Annotated in this window: 13 protein-coding genes; 10 read left to right on the forward strand and 3 right to left on the reverse strand. The window is 71.5% G+C overall.

Annotation, left to right across the window (positions count from 1 at the left end; all coding sequences use genetic code 11):
* Nucleotides 1-60 precede the first annotated feature (60 nt).
* Nucleotides 61-282 (reverse strand): DUF2631 domain-containing protein, encoded by a 222-nt coding sequence (locus tag CS0771_RS38685; protein WP_239126253.1) that lies wholly within the window; start codon nucleotides 280-282, stop codon nucleotides 61-63.
* A gap of 217 nt (nucleotides 283-499) precedes the next feature.
* On the opposite strand from CS0771_RS38685, the gene CS0771_RS11990 reads away from it, so the two are divergent.
* The 3 genes from CS0771_RS11990 (at nucleotide 500) to CS0771_RS12000 (ending at nucleotide 4255) form a co-directional block, all read left to right on the forward strand.
* The gene (locus CS0771_RS11990; protein WP_212845782.1) at nucleotides 500-2059 is read left to right on the forward strand and encodes a Rieske 2Fe-2S domain-containing protein; all 1560 of its coding nucleotides are present in this window, start codon (nucleotides 500-502) and stop codon (nucleotides 2057-2059) included.
* Nucleotides 2060-2108: 49 nt separating this feature from the next.
* Nucleotides 2109-2810: a hypothetical protein gene (locus CS0771_RS11995; RefSeq protein WP_212841044.1), complete on the forward strand. Its 702-nt coding sequence runs from the start codon at nucleotides 2109-2111 to the stop codon at nucleotides 2808-2810.
* 254 nt (nucleotides 2811-3064) lie between these two features.
* Complete coding sequence (locus tag CS0771_RS12000) at nucleotides 3065-4255, forward strand: S8 family peptidase (protein ID WP_212841045.1); 1191 nt, start codon at nucleotides 3065-3067, stop codon at nucleotides 4253-4255.
* Between the two features lie 150 nt (nucleotides 4256-4405).
* Here the strand turns inward: CS0771_RS12000 and CS0771_RS12005 are convergent, their stop codons facing one another.
* Complete coding sequence (locus CS0771_RS12005; protein ID WP_212841046.1) at nucleotides 4406-6883, reverse strand: FAD-dependent oxidoreductase; 2478 nt, start codon at nucleotides 6881-6883, stop codon at nucleotides 4406-4408.
* 35 nt (nucleotides 6884-6918) lie between these two features.
* Nucleotides 6919-7623 (reverse strand): TetR/AcrR family transcriptional regulator, encoded by a 705-nt coding sequence (locus CS0771_RS12010; protein WP_212841047.1) that lies wholly within the window; start codon nucleotides 7621-7623, stop codon nucleotides 6919-6921.
* A 98-nt stretch (nucleotides 7624-7721) separates the two neighbouring features.
* Here CS0771_RS12010 and CS0771_RS12015 point away from each other — a divergent pair, with 98 nt between their 5' ends.
* From CS0771_RS12015 to CS0771_RS12045, 7 genes are all read left to right on the forward strand, one after another.
* On the forward strand, nucleotides 7722-9830 hold the full coding sequence (locus CS0771_RS12015) for an MMPL family transporter (RefSeq protein ID WP_212841048.1): 2109 nt from the start codon (nucleotides 7722-7724) through the stop codon (nucleotides 9828-9830).
* 234 nt (nucleotides 9831-10064) lie between these two features.
* Complete coding sequence (locus CS0771_RS12020; RefSeq protein WP_212841049.1) at nucleotides 10065-11219, forward strand: alkaline phosphatase PhoX; 1155 nt, start codon at nucleotides 10065-10067, stop codon at nucleotides 11217-11219.
* 16 nt (nucleotides 11220-11235) lie between these two features.
* Complete coding sequence (locus tag CS0771_RS12025; protein ID WP_212841050.1) at nucleotides 11236-12393, forward strand: alkaline phosphatase PhoX; 1158 nt, start codon at nucleotides 11236-11238, stop codon at nucleotides 12391-12393.
* Between the two features lie 51 nt (nucleotides 12394-12444).
* On the forward strand, nucleotides 12445-12987 hold the full coding sequence (locus CS0771_RS12030; RefSeq protein ID WP_212841051.1) for a hypothetical protein: 543 nt from the start codon (nucleotides 12445-12447) through the stop codon (nucleotides 12985-12987).
* A gap of 26 nt (nucleotides 12988-13013) precedes the next feature.
* Nucleotides 13014-13547, forward strand: coding sequence for a GNAT family N-acetyltransferase (locus CS0771_RS12035; protein WP_212841052.1), 534 nt, complete (start codon nucleotides 13014-13016; stop codon nucleotides 13545-13547).
* Between the two features lie 133 nt (nucleotides 13548-13680).
* Nucleotides 13681-14880 (forward strand): 1-deoxy-D-xylulose-5-phosphate reductoisomerase, encoded by a 1200-nt coding sequence (dxr, locus tag CS0771_RS12040; RefSeq protein ID WP_212841053.1) that lies wholly within the window; start codon nucleotides 13681-13683, stop codon nucleotides 14878-14880.
* Complete coding sequence (locus tag CS0771_RS12045) at nucleotides 14877-16097, forward strand: RIP metalloprotease (protein WP_212845783.1); 1221 nt, start codon at nucleotides 14877-14879, stop codon at nucleotides 16095-16097. The genes dxr and CS0771_RS12045 overlap by 4 nt, the downstream gene beginning before the upstream one ends.
* Nucleotides 16098-16101: the final 4 nt, after the last annotated feature.

Below are 16101 nucleotides of genomic sequence, written 5' to 3' on the forward strand. Positions count from 1 at the left end.
CTCACGCGAACGGCCCCGGCCGCGCCCTGAGAGGCGTGGCCGGGGCCGTTTGACGTGCGGTCAGTCGCGCAGGCCGTTGCGGCGCAGCACCACGTCGATGATCAGGATGGCGGCGAGCGTCGCGGCGACGCCGATCAGCCAGAGGGTCTCGACGTTGCCCTCGTGGTTGCCGAACAGCATCAGCAGCAGCATGACGATCACCACGACCCCGGCCACCCGGGCGGCCTTCACCGGCGTGGGAGTGTGCTGGTCGGGCGAGGTTACCGGCTCTTCTGCGGCCACGGTCTGGTCCTTCTCTCTCGACGTGCGGGGCCCCGGCGGACAGCGCCTGCCGGCGCCGCGTCGCGGTGGTGGCAATACAGTCTGGCATGGCGTGATCGACCGCTTCGGGGGAGTCCGGCATGTCACGGCCCGGTGGCGGTGAAACGGCCCGCCGGGGCTCTCGGGTAGCGTTCCAGTTGTCGGCGGACGGCGGCGAGAAGGGAAACGGGCAGTGCGGATCACCGGTACGGGACACGCCAGCATGCGGATCGACACGGCGGCGGGTTCCATCCTCTGCGACCCGTGGGTGAATCCGGCGTACTTCGCCTCGTGGTTCCCCTTCCCGGACAACTCACAGCTGGACTGGGATGCCCTCGGCGACGTCGACTACCTCTACGTCTCGCACCTGCACCGGGACCACTTCGACGCGGCCCTCCTGAAGCGGTACGTCTCCAAGAAGGCGACCGTGCTGCTGCCGGAGTTCCCGACCTCGCAGCTGGAGGACGAGCTGCGGGACCTGGGCTTCACCCGCTTCTTCAAGACCGTCTCGGACGAGGTGCACGAGCTGGACGGCGGCCTGAAGGTCATGATCCAGGCGCTGATCTCGCCCACCGACGGCCCCATCGGCGACTCGTCGCTGTGGGTCGAGCACGACGGCGTGCGCGTGCTGAACCAGAACGACGCCCGCCCGACCGACCTGATGCGCTTCGCCGAGCTGGGCCACGTGCACGCGCACATGCTGCAGTTCTCCGGGGCCATCTGGTATCCGATGGTCTACGAGCTGCCCGAGTCGGCCAAGACCGCGTTCGGCAAGCAGAAGCGCGAGCGGCAGTTCGACCGCACCTGGCGCTACATCGACGATCTGAAGGCGAGCTGGGTCTTCCCGATCGCGGGCCCGCCGTGCTTCCTCGACGACGAGCTGTGGCAGTTCAACGACATCTTCGGCGACGAGGGCAACATCTTCCCCGACCAGTCGGAGTTCGTGAAGGAGTACGCCAAGGTCGGCGGCACCAACGGCGTGGTGCTGCTGCCCGGCTCGGTCTCCGAGCTGACGGCCGATTCGTGCGAGACCACGCACCCGGTGGCCGACCTCGAGGAGTTCTTCGCGAACAAGGAGGAGCACCTCAAGGCGTACCAGGAGCGCCAGCGGGTGGTCATCGAGGCGGAGAAGGCCTCCTGGTCGCACCCGGAGATCGACGTGCTGGCCGGCATGAAGGCGCGCATCGAGCCGCTGCTGGACGAGTCGGTGCGGCTGGCGCAGGGCGTGGGCGGCCCGGTCCGTTTCGACCTGACCAGCCCGGAGGGCGACGTCATCGAGTCGATCCTGGTGGACTTCCCGGGCAAGGAGGTCCGGATCGCCGCCGACGAGAAGGTGCGCTACCGGTTCCGGACCGAGCGCCGCCTGATCGAGCACCTGCTTTTCATCGACGAGGGCGACTGGGTCAACTCGCTGTTCCTGTCCTGCCGCTTCTCCGCGGCCCGCATCGGGCAGTACAACGAGTTCGTGTACGCGTTCTTCAAGTGCCTGTCCGAGGAGCGCCTGCAGTACGCCGAGGGCTGGTACGAGTCGCAGCGGCCGGACGCCGAGGACATCACCGTGGGCGGCTTCTCGTTCCAGCGCCGCTGCCCGCACCTGAAGGCGGACCTGACCCGCTTCGGCATCGTCGAGGGCAACCAGCTCACCTGCCAGCTGCACGGCTGGAAGTGGAACCTGGAGACCGGCCGCTGCCTGACCAGCGTCGGCCACGAGATCCGCTCCGAGCGTGCGGGAGAGCCCGCGTCGCAGCCGGCGGCCTAGCCGCGAAACGCGGGAGCGGCGCCGGGCGGTGCTCGACTACGCTCCCGCGATGGCCTTTCCCGCGGAGGCGCGCCGGGTGCGCGACGAGTCGCTGCCGCCACCGGCCCGCCTGCTGGCCCTGAAGCGCTGCGTCAGCGCGTACGCGCCGTTCGGCTACCACGACACCATGGCGCTGCTGGCCGCCCTGCACGGGCCGCTGGCCGAACCGCCCGCGATGCTCGCCGCGCTGCGCACGCTGGAGTCCGGCCGCCGGTCCTGGCGTTCCTCGCTCGCGGCTCTCGTCGCGTACCGTCGCGCGGTCCGCCGCTCGGGTCGCCGGCCCGCGCGGGCTGGCCTGCGGCGTCAGGAGGCGGAGCTGATCGGCGGGTTCGGCTGGCCGGGCGGTCTGCACACGGGCCCCCTGCGGGTTCGGCGGCAGTGGCGGCAACGCCAGGTCGAGACGCTGTTCCTGGCGGGCCAGGGGGTGCTCGCCCTGGACGAGCGCCGTGTCGAGCAGTTCCGGCGGAGCCGGGGCCGCTACCGGCTGGAGCGGCGGGGCCAGACCACCGCCGGGTGGCTGGCCGCGGCCGTATGCGGGCCGCTGTTCCTCGTGAACGCGACGGTGGGCGCATTGTTGATCAAGCCGCTGGCGCTGAGCGAGGCCGAGTTCGTCACCGGCTTCACCGTGGCGACCGTGCCGCTGTTCTATCTCCACGACGTGCTGCGCCGCCGGTTCGCGCGGTGGCTGAAGCGGCGGGCGGCGGCGCGCTGACCGCGCCGCGGCCGGGCTCCGCCGTCACCCCGGCGACCCGGCGCCGTTGGCATTTGTGCAGGTCAAAGCGGGTTCTCGGGGGAAGCACGGGCTGCGGAAGGGTCTCCAACCTTCCCAGTGAATAGGAAGACCTCAAAAAAGAGAAGTCTTCAAATATTCATATTCCACGTATACGTTCCTCCAAAACAGTTCCGGCGCGCCCTGTGACGAGCCACGAGCGACGGGCCGCCGGCCTGACCAGGGGAGGAACCGTCATGAAACGTGCCCGCACGTTCGTGCTGAGCGTCGCGGTGGTGCTGGCCGGCGCCACCGCGCTGCCCGCAGCCGCCGCGGCCGCGCCCCCGGAGGCGCCCGTGCTGCCCGTCAGCGGCGAGGTGGTCGCCGACAGCTACGTCGTCGTGCTCAAGCCCGGCGCCGACGTCTCCCAGGCGAAGTCGCTCACCGACCGGCACGGCGCAGGCCTGCGCAAGACCTTCCGGGCCGGGCTCAAGGGCTTCTCGTTCACCGGCAGCGCCCTGTCCGCGCGCCGCATCGCCGCCGACCCCGCGGTGGCGTACGTGCAGCCGAACATGGTGCACCGGATCAGCGCCACGCAGTCGCCGGCCACCTGGGGCATCGACCGCATCGACCAGCGCAATCTGCCCCTGAGCAACTCGTACACGTACTCGAACACCGCCTCGTCGGTGCGGGCGTACATCATCGACACCGGCATCCGTTTCGCGCACAGCGAGTTCGGCGGGCGGGCCGTGTCCGGCTTCGACGCCATCGACGGCGGCACGGCCGACGACGCCAACGGGCACGGCACCCACGTCGCGGGCACCGTCGGCGGCACCACGTACGGCGTGGCCAAGGGCGTGACGCTGGTCGGCGTACGGGTGCTGGACGCCCAGGGCAGCGGCACCACCGAGCAGGTCGTCGCGGGCATCGACTGGGTCACCGCCGACCACGACCCCGGCGAGCCCGCGGTCGCCAACATGAGCCTCGGCGGCGGCGCCGACACGGTGCTCGACAACGCGGTCAAGGCGTCCATCGCCGACGGCGTCACGTACGCCATCGCGGCCGGCAACGGCATCCTGGGCATCTTCGCCGCCAACGCCTGCAACTACTCGCCCGCCCGGGTGCCCGAGGCGATCACCGTCTCGGCGACGCAGAGCAACGACAGCAAGGTCTCCTGGGCCAACCGGGGCACGTGCGTCGACATCTTCGCGCCCGGCGTGAGCATCACGTCGTCGTGGTTCACCGGCGACACCGCCACGAACACCATCAGCGGGACCTCGATGGCGACCCCGCACGTGGCCGGTGCGGTCGCGCTCTACCTGCAGAACAATCCGGCCGCCACCCCCGCCCAGGTGCAGTCGGCGCTCATCGCCAACGCGACCACGGGCGTGGTCGGCTCGCCCGGCAGCGGCTCGCCGAACCGGCTGCTCTACACCGGTAACTTCTAGCCGCACCTGACGTGCCCGGCGGGGTCCCGACCCCCGGATCCCGCCCGGCACCCGCGCGAGGCGCGTCGAGGGGGCCGCCTCGTGAACGACGTCGGCCTGTCCGGATGACTCCGACATCCGGGCAGGCCGACGTCTGTTGCGAGCGGCGGGCTACCCGCGGATGCGGTCGTTCCCGGGGTCGTAGAGGGGGCGCAGGGAGGCCAGCGCCGGGTAGGTGCGGTCGGCGATCTCGACCGTCCAGCTGCCCGCGTCGATCCAGGCCTGGTCGAGGGGCTGGTCGCCGGCGTCGATCATCGCGAGGCCGACGGCGCCGCCCAGGGTGTGGCCGTAGGAGGCGGCGCGGATGTAGCCCACGGGCACGCCGTCGCGGCGGACCACCTCGGCGTGGAACATCAGCGGCTCCGGGTCGGTGACCAGGATCTGGAGCAGTCGGCGGCGCAGCGGGCCCGCGGCCTTCTTCGCAAGGACCGCGTCGCGGCCGATGAAGCCGCCGGGTTTGTCCAGCGCGACCGCGAAGCCGAGACCCGCCTCCAGCACCGAGTCGGTGTTGTCGATGTCGTGGCCGTAGTCGCGGTAGCCCTTCTCCATACGCAGGCTGGACAGCGCCTTGAGCCCCACGTGGCGCAGCCCGAGCGGCCGCCCGGCCTCGGCCAGCCGGTCGTACGCGTGCACCGCCTGCTCGGCCGGGACGTACAGCTCGTACCCCAGCTCGCCGAGGTACGTGATCCGGATGCACAGCGCGCGGGCGAACCCGAGGTCGATGTCACGCGCGGCGCGGAACGGGAACGCCTCGTTCGAGACGTCCGCGGTCGTCACCGCCGCGAGCAGCTCGCGCGAGCGTGGACCCTGGATGTTGATCTGGGCGTACGCCCCGGTCACGTCGGTGGCGAAGGCGTGCGCGCCCGTTTCCTCGAAGTGGCGGCGCATGCGCGTCTCCACGTGCCGGTGCGCGGTGTCGGACGCGACCACCCAGAACCGGTCCTCGGCCAGCTTGGTGACGGTCAGGTCGGCCTCCAGCGTGCCGCCCTCGTTCAGCCACTGGGTGTACGTGATCACGCCGGTGTCGCAGTTCACCCGGTTGGCGCTCAGCCGCTCCAGCGCCGTCCCGGCGTCACGCCCCTGGACCAGGAACTTCGCCATGAACGACATGTCCATGAGGATCACGCCCTCGCGGGCGGCCCGGTGCTCCTGCGCCCAGTCGCCGAACCAGTTCTGCCGTCCCCAGGACAGCTGCTCGACCTTCGGCTCCTGCCCCTCGGGGGCGTACCAGTCGGGGCTCTCCCAGCCGCTGACGTCCTTGAAGTAGGCGCGCTGCGCGGCCAGCCGCTCGTGTAGCGGGGACAGCTTCGCGCCGCGCGCGGTCTCCATCGACTTGCCCGGGTAGTGCGGGGCGTAGACCATGCCCAGCGACTCGACGGTGCGGGTGGCCCGGTAGGCGGGGTTGCTCTGGTAGCCGTGCAGCCGGTCGATGTTCATGCCGGTGACGTCGATGTCCGGGCGGCCGTTCAGGATCCAGTGCGCCATGGCGCGGCCGATGCCGCCGCCGGTCAGGATGCCGATCGAGTTCAGGCCGGCCGCGACGAAGTAGTTCTTCAGCTCGGGCGCCTCGCCGACGATCGGCGCGAGGTCCGGGGTGAAGCTCTCCGGTCCGCAGAAGAACTTGCGCACGCCGACCTCGGTGGAGATCGGGATACGCGCCATGGCCTTCTCCAGGTACGGCGCCATGCGGTCCCAGTCCGGGGGCAGCTCGCCGAAGGAGAACGAGTCAGGGATCCCGTCCACCTTCCATGGCGCGCAGATCGCCTCGAACAGGCCGATCATGAGCCCGGCGCCCTCCTCGCGGAAGTATCCGTACGACGACGGGTCCTCGAGCACCGGCAGGTCGCCGTGCATGCCGTCGATCGGCTCGGTGATCAGGTAGTAGTGCTCGGCGGCCTGCAGCGGGATGCTCACGCCCGCCTTCTCGCCGAGCTGCCGGGCCCACATGCCGGCGCAGTTGACCACGAACTCGGCCTCGATGTCGCCGTACGGCGTGCGCACGCCGGTGACGGTGTTGCCCTGGCGCAGGAAGCCGGTCGCGGGGACGCCCTCGATGACGCGTACGCCCTGCATGCGGGCGCCCTTGGCCAGCGACATGGTGACGTCGACGGGGTTGGCACGGCCGTCCTCGGCCACGTAGAAGCCCGCCAGCACGTCGTCCGTGTGCGCGAGCGGGAACAGGCCCTTGACCTCGGCGGGGGAGACCTCGTGCACGTCGATGCCGCACAGCCGGTTGAACGCGGCGACGCGACGGTACTCCTCCAGCCGGTCGGCGTCGGTGGCCACCTGCACGAAGCCGACCTGCTTCAGGCCGGTGGCCAGGCCCGTCTCGGCCTCCAGCCGCGCGTACAGGTCGCGGGTGTACTTGCGCAGCTCGGTCGAGGTCTCTGAGAGCGAGCCGAAGGTGACCATCAGCCCGGCGGCGTGCCAGGTGGTGCCGGAGGTGAGCCGGTCGCGCTCCAGCAGCACCACGTCTTGGCAACCCATGTGCGCCAGGTGGTACGCGATGGAGGTGCCGATGATGCCGCCGCCGACGACCACCACGCGGGCACGGTCGGGCAGCTGGGGAGCGGATGTGTCGGGCGTCATAGCGGGCGAGCCTACCGTCCTGAGCCGCCGATCAGTCAATCAACGGCGCCGACCGGTCTGACCTGGGACGCGAAGAACGCGAGCTCCGCTTCGAACAGCGGTTCGGTGTCGGTGGCGGCCCAGCTCAGCTGGCCGAACAGCTCCGCCGCCATCACCCCGTAGAGCCTGGTCCAGGAGGTCAGGAACACCGCGGTCACCTCGATCGGCAGCTCGCCCTGCGCGGGCAGCGCCCCGGCGAGCCGGTCCAGGTCGACCTGCGCGGCCTCCGGCAGCCGCCCGGCCTCCCACAGCTCCACCATCGGCTGGATGAAGATCGCGCCGAAGCAGGCCCCGGCGTGCTCCAGGTCCTTGCACTGCTCGTGGAACTGCTCCACGCCGGGCATCGGCGGGCCGAAGATCAGCGTGGCCTCGGGGCGGTGCGCCAGCGCCCAGCCCCGCAGCGCGCGGGCCATGACGACGAGCCGCTCCACCGGGTCGGCGGCCGGGTCCAGCGCGTCGCGGGCGGCCTCGCACGCGATCCGGACCTCGTCGAACAGGTCCGTGCACAGCTCGATCACCAGCGCGTCCAGCGCGGGGAAGTAGCGGTAGAGCGCCGCGGCGGTCATGCCCATGTCGCGGGCGATGGCGCGCAGCGAGACGCTCGCCGGGCCGCCCGCGACCAGCTGGGTCCGGGCCAGCTCCTTGATCTCGGCCACGGTGCGCTCGCGCAGCCGCTCACGGCGGTGTGAGGTGTCCGACATCGAGCCCCCTTGACGGCGGTGAACGATGTCCTCGAAAGTAAACACCGTTCACTCAAATGAGTGCTGTAAACATCATACGGGTTCCGGAAGGGAAACTGATGTTCGCGTGGTGGGGGCGGGCCGTGGTCCGATTGCGCTGGCTGGTGCTGGCCGTCGCGGCGGCGGTCGTGGTCATCGGGGCGACGTGGGGTGGCGGCGTCTTCAACGACCTGATCAGCGGCGGGTTCGACGACCCGGGCAGCCCGAGCAGCCGGGCACACCGGGAGATCACCGCCCAGCTCGGGCGGCAGGACGTCGACATCCTGGCGCTGTACTCCTCGGACAGCCTGACCTACGACCAGCCCGCGTTCCGGGACGCGGTCACCGCCGTCGCGACGGAGCTGTCCGGGCGGCCCGAGGTGACCAGCGTCGTCGGCGCGTACACCCCCGGGGTGCCGCCGCGCTTCGCCTCCGCCGACGGGCACGCCACCTACCTGGCGATCCAACTGCGCGACGGGGACGAGAACAGCAAGCTCGCCGACCTGGCCGCACTGCGGCCCGAGCTGGCCGCCGCAGGGCTGGAGACCGAGGTCGGCGGGCTGATGCCGTTCCTCGACGACGCCAACACGCAGATCAGCGACGACATCACCAAGGCCGAGCTGATCAGCCTGCCGATCCTGCTGGTGCTGCTGGTCTTCATCTTCCGGGGGCTGGTCGCGGCGGCCACGCCGCTGTTCGTCGGCATCCTCGCGGTGCTCGGGGCGTTCATCGCGGTGCGCCTCATCGCGCAGGTCACCGACGTGTCGGTGTTCGCCGTCAACATCATCACGATGCTCGGCCTGGGCATGGCCATCGACTACGCGCTGTTCGTGGTCAGCCGCTTCCGCGAGGAGCTGGCCGCCGGGCGCACGCCGGCCGAGGCGGTCGCGCACACGCTGGCCACGGCCGGGCGCACCGTGCTCGTCTCCGGGCTGACCGTGGCGCTCGCGCTGGCCAGCCTGCTGATCTTCCCGATGGACTTCCTCAAGTCCATGGCCTGGGGCGGCATGGCCGCCGTGCTGGTCGCCATGCTCGCCGCGCTCACGGCGCTGCCCGCCCTGCTCGCGGTGCTCGGGCCGAAGGTCAACGCGCTGCGCGTACCGCTGCCGAAGATCTTCTCGCCGAAGGCGGCGGGTGAGGGCGGCTGGGCCCGCATCGCCCGCAGCGTCATGCGCCGCCCGGTGGTGTACGCGCTGGCCGTGGCCGCGTTCCTGGCGCTCATGGCGACGCCGTTCCTGGGCGCGAAGTTCGGCGGGTTCGACGAGCGGGTGCTGCCCGCGGGCACCGAGTCGCGCACCGTCACCGAGCGCATCGCCGCCGAGTTCCCGGGTGGCAGCGCCGCGCCGATCAGCGTGCTGGTCGTCGGGTCCGGCGCCGAGGACATGCTGGCCCGGGTCAAGGCCGTCGCGGGAGTCACGGACGCCGCGATCACCGCGCAGCGGGGGCAGGCGACGCTGATCTCGGCGTCCTACCCCGGTGAGCCCGCCGACGAGAGCGCTCGCGACATCGTCGACCGGATCCGGGAGCTGCCCGCGCCCGCGGGGGCGGAGGTGCTGGTCGGTGGGCGCACCGCGGCCGACCAGGACCAGCTGGAGTCGCTCGGCTCGCGGCTGCCGTGGATGCTCGGCATGGTCGCGGTCAGCACGTTCCTGCTGCTGTTCCTGGCCTTCGGGTCGGTGGTGCTGCCGCTCAAGGCGATCGCGATGAACGTGATCTCGATCGGGGCGTCGTTCGGGGTGGTCGTCTGGATCTTCCAGGACGGGCACCTGTCGGAGTGGCTCGGCTTCACGGTCACCGGGTTCCTGGAGCCGGGGAACATGGTGCTGATGCTGGCCGTGCTGTTCGGGCTGGCCACCGACTACGAGGTGTTCCTGCTGTCCCGGGTGCGCGAGGAGTGGGACGCGACCGGGGACAACACCCAGGCCGTCGCGTCGGGCCTGCAGCGCACCGGCGGGATCATCACCGCGGCGGCGCTGCTGCTGATCGTGGTGCTGGGCGGGTTCGCCACCGGCGGCGCGACCACCATCAAGGTGCTCGGCATCGGCATGGTCGTCGCGGTCGCCATCGACGCCGCGCTGGTCCGGGCGGTGCTGGTGCCCGCCACGATGCGCCTGCTGGGCCGGTGGAACTGGTGGGCGCCCGGCCCGCTCCGCCTGGTCTACCGCCGCTACGGCCTCAAGGAGGCCTGACCCTGACCACCGGCGCCTCGCGGGGGGCGGGGCGCCGGCCAAGATCGCGGTCTCGTGTCGAAAAGTGCGCTTGAAGCCCACCTTTGGACACGAGATCGCGATCTTCGCGGTGAGCGGCTCCGGGGTGGAAACCGTTGGTACACAGAGCGTTCATGTGAGCGCGGGCCGGATGACGTCCACGACCCCTAGCGTGCTCGATGTCACTCAAGACATCGACATGTGTGGAGGTCTACCGTGGATCGTCGCAACCTGCTGCGGGCCGGAGTCGTGGGCGGGGCGGCCGCCGCCTTCTCGGGCGCGCTGTGGAAGGAGGCGTTCGCCGCACCGGCGCAGCCGGGTCCGGGGCCGTACGGCGCGCTGCAGGCCGCCGACGCGAACGGGATCATGCTGCCGTCCGGCTTCACCAGCCGGGTGATCGCCCGTACCGGCCAGACCGTGCCCGGCACCTCCTACACCTGGCACAGCGCGCCCGACGGGGGCGCCTGCTTCGCCGACGGCTCGGGCTGGATCTACGTGTCGAACTCGGAGGTGTCCGCGGGTGGCGCGTCGGCGGTGCGGTTCAACTCCGGCGGGACGGTGACGGGGGCGTACCGCATCCTGTCCGGCACCTCGACGAACTGCGCCGGCGGGCACACCCCCTGGAACACGTGGCTGTCCTGCGAGGAGACGAGCACCGGGCGGGTCTGGGAGACCGACCCGTGGGGCGTGAACGCGGCGGTGGCCCGGCCCGCGATGGGCCGGTTCAAGCACGAGGCGGCCGCCTGCGACCCGGTCAACCGGATCATCTACCTGACCGAGGACCAGTCCGACGGCTGCTTCTACCGGTTCATCCCGAACACCTGGGGCAACCTGGCCAGCGGCACGCTGCAGGTGGCCAAGGGCGGCTCGGGCACCGCGGTGACGCTCACCTGGGCGAACGTGCCGGACCCGGACGGCTCGCCGACCGCGACCCGCAACCAGGTCAGCGGCGTGAAGCGGTTCAACGGCGGTGAGGGCTGCTGGTTCGACAACGGCATCGTCTACTTCACCACCAAGGGCGACAATCGAGTCTGGGCCTACCACACGGCCACCGCGTTCATCGAGCTGGCGTACGACGACTCGCTGGTGAGCGGCACGGCGCCGCTGACCGGGGTCGACAACATCACCGGCAGCGCCACCAGCGGCGACCTCTACGTCGCCGAGGACGGGGGCAACATGGAGATCTGCGTCATCACGCCGGACGACGTGATCGCGCCGTTCCTGCGCATCACGGGGCAGAGCTCCTCGGAGATCACCGGCCCGGCGTTCAACCCGGCCGGGAACCGCTTCTACTTCTCCTCGCAGCGGGGCACCTCCGGCTCGTCGTCCGGCGGCATCACGTACGAGGTGACCGGGCCGTTCCGGTCCTGAGCGCACGGGAGGCAGGATGCGCCGTCGCGAGCTGCTGCGGGCCGGGCTGGCCGGCGCGGGCGCGGCGGCGCTGTCCGGCGTGCTGTGGCAGCGGGCGTTCGCGGTCACGGCGCTGCCGGTAGCCGCTCCCTATGGCGCGCTGCGCCCGGCCGACGCGAACGGCGTCGCGCTGCCGGACGGCTTCACCAGCCGGATCGTGGCCCGGTCCGGGCAGCCGGTCGCGGGCACCGGATACACCTGGCACCGGGCGCCCGACGGCGGCGCGTGCTTCGCCGACGGGGCGGGCTGGATCTACGTGTCGAACTCGGAGATCCCGCTGGGCGGCGGCGCGTCGGCGGTGCGGTTCGCGGCGGACGGGTCGGTCGTGTCGGCGTACCGCATCCTGGCTCGGACCCACGTGAACTGCGCGGGCGGGGCGACGCCCTGGCAGACCTGGCTGTCCTGCGAGGAGGTGACCCACGGCCGGGTCTTCGAGACCGACCCGCGGGGGCGGCGGCCGGCGGAGGTCCGCCTGGCGATGGGCCGGTTCAAGCACGAGGCCGCCGCGTGCGATCCGGAGCGGCGCGCCGTCTACCTGACCGAGGACGAGGAGGACGGCTGCCTCTACCGCTTCCTGCCGGAGACGTGGGGCGATCTGGAGCGCGGGCGGCTCCAGGTGCTGTGCGCCCCGCCGGGCACCACATCCGGGCCGGTGACCTGGCAGGACGTGCCGAGCCGGGACGGCGCCGGGGTGCCCACCCGGTGGCAGGTGCCCGCCGCGCTGCACTTCGACGGCGGCGAGGGCTGCTGGTACGAGAGCGGCGTCTGCTACTTCACCACCAAGGGCGACGACCGGGTGTGGGCGTACGACGCGGCCGCCTCGGCGCTCGGCCTGGCCTACGACGCGGCGTCCGGCGGCACGCTGAGCGGCGTCGACAACATCACCGGCGCGCCCCGCAACACCGACCTGTTCGTCGCGGAGGACGGCGGCAACATGGAGCTCAACGTGATCACCGGCGACGGCGCGGTCGCCCCGTTCCTGCGGCTGCCCGGCCAGGACGCCTCCGAGATCACCGGACCGGCCTTCAACCCTGCGGGCGACCGCCTCTACTTCTCCTCCCAGCGGGGCCACTCCGGCGCCCGCTCCGGCTCCGGCGGCATCACCTACGAGGTCAGCGGCCCGTTCCGCGGCTGAGGCACGTTTTGTGCCGTTGACCGGCCGGTGGGCGGTCGGAATACTGCCCGGATGCAGATCCACAGTGCGGACCTCGTCGAGGTGACCTGGATGTGGGACCGCGCCGCGTTCCGCCGGGTCGCCTGGCAGGAACGGGCGCTGTCCAACCTCTGCTACGGCGTCGCCGCGATCGTCAGCCTCGCCCTCGCGGCCTGGATGATCAACACGGCGTTGCGGCAGGGCGGCACGTTTCCCTACGGCGGGGTGTGGATCGCGCTCGTCGGCGCCGTGGCGGCCGTGCGCGTCGCGCTGACCGGATGGCTCTGGCTGCGGAACACGCCCGACGTCTGGTACACCCCGCTCACCGTGCGCATCGACGCGCAGGGCGTGCGCCTGCTGTCGGCGAGTTCGGAGCATTTCTACCGGTGGTCCGGGCTGGCGCCGGTGCGGCGTACCCGCGATGACTGGATCTTCAGCGCGACCGGGGTCGGCCTGATCCGGGTGCCGCGGGCGCTGATCACCGACGTGGACGACGCGGCCATCGCGGTGGTGGTCGACCGGTACGCCGACCGTGTGGGCCGCCCCGCCGACCTGCCGCCACCGGCGGTGGTCTGATGCCACCACCCCTGGAGGTCTGAACGATGCGCCTGGAGACGGCCCGCCTGCTGGTGCGGGAGTGGACGGACAGCCCCGCCGACCTGGACCGCAACTACGACACCTACCGGCGCGAGGAGGTGACGCGCTGGCTCGGCGCGGCCACCCCGCTGGTCAACCGGGAGCAGTCGCCACTGCTGATGGACCGGCGCCGCGAGTACTACGCGGCACACCCCGGCTACGGCGTGTGGGCCGTGGAGGTGCGTGCCACCGGCGTGGTCGCCGGGTCGGTGCTGCTCAAGGAGATGCCGACGCCGTCCGCCGGGCCGGGCCGGGGCGAGATCGAGATCGGCTGGCACCTCCATCCGGACTGCTGGGGCCACGGGTACGCCACCGAGGCGGCGCGCGCCGTGCTCGACCACGGCTGGGCGCTCGGGCTCACCGAGATCCACGCCATCGCCCGCCCCGACAACGCCGCGTCGCTGGCGGTGATGCGCCGCCTCGGCATGACCCGGGTGGGCCGCACCACCCGCTGGTACGACCTCGACGCCGAGCACTACGTGATCACCAAGCCCGGCTGAGGGTGCACTTTCAGGGAAACTGCACGAACTACCGCCGCGATTCGTGCAGTTTCCCTGAAACTGCCTGCCGGCGGATCTGCTCGACGAGTAGCCCGCTCAGGGGGCGTTCAGGGGGGTCGGCGAGAATGAGGCGATGATCCCCCGCGAGATAGTTCTGCTCGGCTCCACCGGATCGATCGGCACGCAGGCGATCGACATCGTGCGGCGCAACCCGGACCGGTTCCGGGTGGTCGCGCTGGGCGCGGGCGGCGGCAACGTGGCGCTGCTGGCGCAGCAGGCGCTGGAGCTGGGGGTCGAGGCGGTCGGGGTGGCCCGGGCCAGCACCGCGCAGGACCTGCAGCTGGCGTTCTACGCCGAGGCGCAGCGGCGCGGCTGGTCGGCGGGGCAGTTCAAGCTGCCGAAGATCCTCGCCGGGCCGCAGGCGATGACGGAGCTGGCGCAGTGGCCCGCGGACATCGTGCTCAACGGCGTGGTGGGCTCGCTGGGCCTGGCGCCGACGCTGGCCGCGCTCAAGGCGGGACGCATCCTGGCGCTGGCCAACAAGGAGTCGCTGGTCGCGGGCGGCCCGCTGGTGCGGGCGGTGGCCGCGCCGGGGCAGATCGTGCCGGTGGACAGCGAGCACTCGGCGCTGGCGCAGTGCCTGCGCGGCGGCTCGCCGGCCGAGGTGCGCCGGCTGATCCTGACCGCGAGCGGCGGCGCGTTCCGCGGCCGCCGCCGCGAGGAGCTGGGCGCCGTCACGGTCGAGGAGGCGCTCAAGCACCCGACCTGGGACATGGGCCCGGTGGTCACGATCAACTCGGCGACGCTGGTGAACAAGGGTCTCGAGGTGATCGAGGCGCACGAGCTGTTCGGGGTGGCGTACGACGACATCGAGGTGATGGTGCACCCGCAGTCGGTGCTGCACTCGCTGGTCGAGTTCACCGACGGCTCGACGCTGGCCCAGGCCAGCCCGCCGGACATGCGGCTGCCCATCGCGCTGGCGCTGGGCTGGCCGGACCGGGTGCCGTACGCGGCCGAGCCGGTGGACTGGACGCAGGCGCACAACTGGGAGCTGCGCCCGCTGGACCGCGAGGCGTTCCCGGCGGTGGAGCTGGCCAAGGCCGCGGGGCGGGCGGGGCGCTGCCGGCCGGCGATCTACAACGCCGCGAACGAGGAGTGTGTGGCGGCTTTCACAGCGGGGCGGCTGCCCTTCCTGGCGATCGTGGACACCGTGGCGGAGATCCTCGACGGTGCGCCGGACTATGCCGAACCAGGTACCGTCGAGGACGTGCTCGCCGCGGAGCACTGGGCGCGCACGCGCGCCCACGAACTGATCAAGGAGAAGAGCGCCTGATGAGTGTGCTGGGCATCGTCCTGTTCGCGCTCGTGATCCTGATCTCGGTCAGCCTGCACGAGGCCGGCCACATGGGCACGGCGAAGGCCTTCGGCATGCGGGTGACCCGCTACTTCGTGGGCTTCGGGCCGACCCTGTGGTCGTTCCGCCGCGGCGAGACCGAGTACGGCGTGAAGGGCATCCCGCTCGGCGGCTTCGTCAAGATCGTCGGCATGACGCCGCAGGACGAGGACGCCGACGACCCGAAGGCGATGTGGCGCTTCCCGGTGTGGAAGCGCTCGGTCGTGATGTCCGCGGGCTCGGTCGTGCACTTCATCCTGGCCGGCGTGGCCATCTGGCTGCTGGCGATCTTCTCCGGGCTGCCCAACCCGGCGCTGCCGAAGGGCCCCGAGTCGCAGCCCGCGGTGCTCGCGGTGCAGCCGTGCGTGGTCACGACGCTGCCGCTGCGCGAGTGCGCCGCGAACGACCCGGCCAGCCCGGCCTCGCAGTCGGGTCTGCGCAACGGCGACAAGCTGGTGGCGGTCAACGGCAAGCCGGTGGCGACCTGGGGCGAGGCGATCGAGCAGATCCGCCCGCTGGCCGTCGGGCAGACCGCCTCGATGACCGTGGAGCGCGACGGCGCCCAGCAGACGGTGCAGATCAGCCCGGCCGAGGTCGAGCGCAAGATGACCGACGGCAGCGTGCGCAAGGTCGCCGCGATCGGCGTCGGGCTCACCTCGACCGTCCCGTACACCGTGACCTACGGCCCGGTCGACGCGGTCGGCGCGAGCGCGAAGTACGCCGGCTCGATGGTGACCGCCACGTTCGAGGCGCTCAAGCAGTTCCCGCAGCGCATCCCGGCGCTCTTCTCGGCGATCGGCGGCGCGGAGCGCGACCCGAACACCCCGATCAGCGTGGTCGGCATCAGCATCCTGGGCGGCGAGGCGGTCGAGCGCGGCGCGTGGGACATGTTCACCGCGCTGTTCATCGGATTCAACCTTTTCGTGGGTATTTTCAACCTGCTCCCGCTGCTTCCCCTGGACGGGGGACACCTGTTCATCGCGTGGTTCGAGAAGATCCGTTCATGGGTCTACGCTCGCCTGCGCAAGCCCGACCCGGGCCGGGTCGACTACTTCAAGCTGATGCCGCTGACCTACACGGTCATCCTGATCTTCGGTGCGTTCACCCTGCTGACCGTCACCGCGGACCTCGTCAACCCCATCTCGATCTACAAGTGAGTGT

This window comes from Catellatospora sp. IY07-71 (genome assembly GCF_018326265.1).
Lineage (GTDB): Bacteria > Actinomycetota > Actinomycetes > Mycobacteriales > Micromonosporaceae > Catellatospora.

What these genes read in the sequence shown, in the direction of transcription:
- CS0771_RS12025 (WP_212841050.1), top strand. Translation starts at nt 11,236, where the DNA reads ATGCGCCGTCGCGAGCTGCTGCGGGCCGGGCTGGCCGGCGCGGGCGCG.
- CS0771_RS12005 (WP_212841046.1), bottom strand. Translation starts at nt 6,883, where the DNA reads ATGACGCCCGACACATCCGCTCCCCAGCTGCCCGACCGTGCCCGCGTG.
- CS0771_RS12010 (WP_212841047.1), bottom strand. Translation starts at nt 7,623, where the DNA reads ATGTCGGACACCTCACACCGCCGTGAGCGGCTGCGCGAGCGCACCGTG.
- CS0771_RS11995 (WP_212841044.1), top strand. Translation starts at nt 2,109, where the DNA reads ATGGCCTTTCCCGCGGAGGCGCGCCGGGTGCGCGACGAGTCGCTGCCG.
- CS0771_RS12000 (WP_212841045.1), top strand. Translation starts at nt 3,065, where the DNA reads ATGAAACGTGCCCGCACGTTCGTGCTGAGCGTCGCGGTGGTGCTGGCC.
- CS0771_RS12035 (WP_212841052.1), top strand. Translation starts at nt 13,014, where the DNA reads ATGCGCCTGGAGACGGCCCGCCTGCTGGTGCGGGAGTGGACGGACAGC.
- CS0771_RS12030 (WP_212841051.1), top strand. Translation starts at nt 12,445, where the DNA reads ATGCAGATCCACAGTGCGGACCTCGTCGAGGTGACCTGGATGTGGGAC.
- CS0771_RS12015 (WP_212841048.1), top strand. Translation starts at nt 7,722, where the DNA reads ATGTTCGCGTGGTGGGGGCGGGCCGTGGTCCGATTGCGCTGGCTGGTG.
- dxr (WP_212841053.1), top strand. Translation starts at nt 13,681, where the DNA reads ATGATCCCCCGCGAGATAGTTCTGCTCGGCTCCACCGGATCGATCGGC.